The organism is Sulfurovum sp. bin170, from assembly GCF_010892395.1.
Classification (GTDB): domain Bacteria; phylum Campylobacterota; class Campylobacteria; order Campylobacterales; family Sulfurovaceae; genus UBA1140.
On the sequence record NZ_JAACKB010000433.1, the window covers coordinates 1 to 3255 of the forward strand.

Consider the following 3255-nt stretch of genomic DNA (forward strand, 5'->3'; position numbering starts at 1 on the left):
ATATTTATTAATTATATCTAACATATGGTGTTAAAAAATAGATAATTAATATCATGATTATATCTCATCTCTAAACAAAACTTGCTAAAATTACAAATTACTAACTGCCTAATAGCAGATTAAGGATTATAAATGAAAGTATTACTAATAAAAGATGTAAAAAGTTTAGGTAAAAAAGGTGAGATTAAAGAGGTCAAAGATGGCTATGGTCAAAACTTTTTGATTGGTAAAGGGATGGCTAAGTTGGCTACTCCTGATGTTGTAGAGAAGTGGAAAGCTGAGCAGGAGCAGAGGGCTAAAGAGTTGGCTGATGAGATTGAGCAGTTTACAGCAGAAAAAAAGAAGCTAGAGGCTGCAAAAATTGTAATTACAAAAAAACTTGCACCTGTAGGTATCCGAGGTTCTGTGAAAAAAGATGATATTGCTAAAGCTGTTGAAGAGGAGCTAAATATCAAGATAGACAAGAGAAATATTGAGCTTAAAAAAGCGATAAAGCTAACAGGTGAGTTCAAGATTGATGTAAAACTTGGACATGCTATTCATGCTATGCTTACTATTGAAGTGGCAGGAGAGTAGAGAGTGTTTCACGCAACAACGATACTTGCTTATAAAGGCGAGAAAAATGCTGTCATCGGTGGTGATGGTCAAGTGAGTTTTGGCAATACTATACTAAAAGGTAATGCTACCAAGATTCGTTCACTTCACAAAGGTGAGATTTTGGCAGGATTTGCAGGTAGTACGGCTGATGCTTTTAACCTATTTGATATGTTTGAGAATATCTTGAATGAGAAAAAGGGTGATTTGCTAAAGTCTGTGATAGAGTTCTCTAAGATGTGGAGAAAAGATAAGCATCTGCGACAACTCGAAGCGATGATGCTAGTACTAAATAGAGAACATATCTTTATCTTGACAGGTACAGGAGATGTGGTAGAGCCAGAGGATGGCAAGATAGCCTCCATCGGTTCAGGTGGAAACTATGCTATATCAGCCGCCAGAGCCTTGGACAAACATACTGATATGTCAGCAAAAGAGTTGGTAAAAGAGAGCCTAACAATTGCAGGGGAACTCTGCATCTATACAAATACAAATATAAAACTACTGGAGTTATAAAAATTGAGTAACAAAATATCGACCAATCTCACACCAAAAGAGATTGTATCATTTTTAGACAAATATGTCATTGGTCAGGGGAATGCAAAAAAAACTATCGCTGTAGCACTGCGAAACCGTTATAGACGGATGCAACTTAGCGAGGATTTACAAAGAGATGTGATGCCAAAAAATATCTTGATGATAGGTAGTACTGGCGTTGGTAAGACCGAAATAGCTAGACGATTAGCGATTATGATGAGTCTTCCATTTATAAAGATAGAGGCTAGTAAATATACCGAAGTTGGTTTTGTGGGTCGAGATGTTGAGTCGATGATTCGTGACTTGGCGGCTAATGCTCTGCAGATAGTTCGAGAAGAGCAGAATGAGCTTAACAAAGAGAAGATTGCGATATATATTGAAAATAAAATCATAGAGAAGCTTCTTCCACCACTTCCAGCAGGTGCTAGTGAGCAGAAACAGTCTGATTATGAGAACTCATTTGCAAAGATGCAGAAAAAATTCGAAGAGGGTAAGCTTGACCATCTAAAGATAGAGATTGATATGCCCTCCCCAACGATTGAAGTCGCAGGTGGAGGCAATATGCCCCCAGAGATGGCAAGTGTGCAAGAGTCCATTATCAAAGTGATTGGTGGTCTCAATAAAAAAGGCAAAAAGAAAGAGGTTACAGTCAAAGAAGCAAAAACTATCTTGGCTGTTGAGGCGAGTGAAGAGCTTTTTGATGAGGAGAAGTTAAAAGATTTAGCAATTAAAAAGATAGAGGAGGGTGGTCTAGTTTTTATTGATGAGATTGATAAAATCGCTGTTCCTGCCAACTCCAATTCCCGTCAAGACCCAAGCAAAGAGGGTGTTCAAAGAGACCTGCTTCCTATTGTAGAGGGTTCAAATGTTCAAACACGGATTGGTATGGTTAAAACCGACCATATATTGTTTATCGCAGCAGGTGCATTCCACTTGACCAAACCAAGTGATTTGATTCCAGAGCTACAAGGTCGTTTCCCTCTAAGAGTTGAGCTTGATTCCTTGGATGCAGAGGCACTATATAGAATCTTGACAGAACCAAAAAACTCACTTGTTATGCAATATAAAGCACTTCTTGGTGTTGAAAAAGTTGAGTTGGTATTCGAAGAGGATGCTCTGCGAAGTATTGCACAATACTCTGCAATTGCCAATGAGAAGACTGAGGATATAGGTGCTAGACGACTTCACACTATTATGGAGAAGATTGTCGAAGAGATAAGTTTCGATGCTGATGAACATGCTGGGGAGAAGATTGTTATAGATAAAGCTTTGATAGACTCTAAGTTAGAGAAGCTTGTAGATAGTGAGGATGTTACTAGGTATATTCTTTAAACCTAAAAGTCAGTTCATATACCTATATGACTGACTCTTTCTCATTTAATCTGTATATTTTTCATAAAGATAATCAGCTAATCCCGTTGACTCCTCATCGGTCATCACCCCTTTAAGAGATGGCATTAGACCAAAATCTTTGATGGCTTTTTTTCCATAGAGAGATTTTCGCTTATCTGGTGTATCTATATAATCTTTGAGAAAAGCGATAAATGCCTCTTTTGTTTTGGTTTCATCTTTGAGTTTACTCATCACATCTTTTGCATACGGTGCGTCATAGACATTGGTTAGTTTTCCACCAGACTCATCCACACCCACTACAGTAGTGTGACAACTAGCACAGTGTTTTGCAAAAAGTGACTCGTTGGCTTTTTCTGATGGAGTTAATGTCTCAGTAGTTTTAGAAGGTACAATTTTTTCTGCTATTTTCTTTTTGTTATAATCACTATACATATACTCTGCCAATTTGGTTGACTCTTCATCACTCATCGCTCCTTTGAGAGAGGGCATTAGACCAAAATTTTTGATGGCTTTTTTTCCATAAAGAGATTTTCGTTTAGTAGGTTCATCAATATAATCTTTGACAAAAGCCACAAATGCCTCTTTTGTTTTAGTTTCAGTTTTAAGTTTTTCAATAACCGTTTTAGCATAAGGTGCTTCATAAACATTAGTCTGTTCACCTCCTGATTCATTGACACCCACCACACTGTGGTGACACCCTGCACAGTAGTTAGTAAATAGTGACTCTCCTGATTGTGCCAATAGTGATGAGGTAGCAATTGATGTAACTAG

The 3255-nt window shown here is 37.7% G+C and carries 4 protein-coding genes; 3 read left to right on the top strand and 1 reads right to left on the bottom strand.

Features of this window, described 5'->3' with window-relative positions; all coding sequences use genetic code 11:
* Positions 1–132 precede the first annotated feature (132 nt).
* Genes rplI through hslU form a run of 3 tightly spaced genes read left to right on the top strand, consistent with a single transcriptional unit; the run spans position 133 to position 2463 of the window.
* Positions 133–576 carry a 50S ribosomal protein L9 gene (gene rplI / locus GSY74_RS10265; RefSeq protein ID WP_164665008.1) on the top strand — a complete coding sequence of 148 codons (444 nt, stop codon included), beginning with the start codon at positions 133–135 and terminating at the stop codon, positions 574–576.
* 3 nt (positions 577–579) lie between these two features.
* On the top strand, positions 580–1110 hold the full coding sequence (gene hslV, locus GSY74_RS10270) for an ATP-dependent protease subunit HslV (protein WP_164665009.1): 531 nt from the start codon (positions 580–582) through the stop codon (positions 1108–1110).
* Between the two features lie 3 nt (positions 1111–1113).
* The gene (gene hslU / locus GSY74_RS10275; protein ID WP_164665010.1) at positions 1114–2463 is read left to right on the top strand and encodes an HslU--HslV peptidase ATPase subunit; all 1350 of its coding nucleotides are present in this window, start codon (positions 1114–1116) and stop codon (positions 2461–2463) included.
* A gap of 45 nt (positions 2464–2508) precedes the next feature.
* Here the strand turns inward: hslU and GSY74_RS10280 are convergent.
* The coding region (locus GSY74_RS10280) for a cytochrome c (protein ID WP_164665011.1) at positions 2509–3255 on the bottom strand (747 nt) is incomplete at its 5' end.

Coding starts and splice junctions, on each gene's coding strand:
- rplI (WP_164665008.1), top strand. CDS start 133: ATGAAAGTATTACTAATAAAAGATGTAAAAAGTTTAGGTAAAAAAGGT.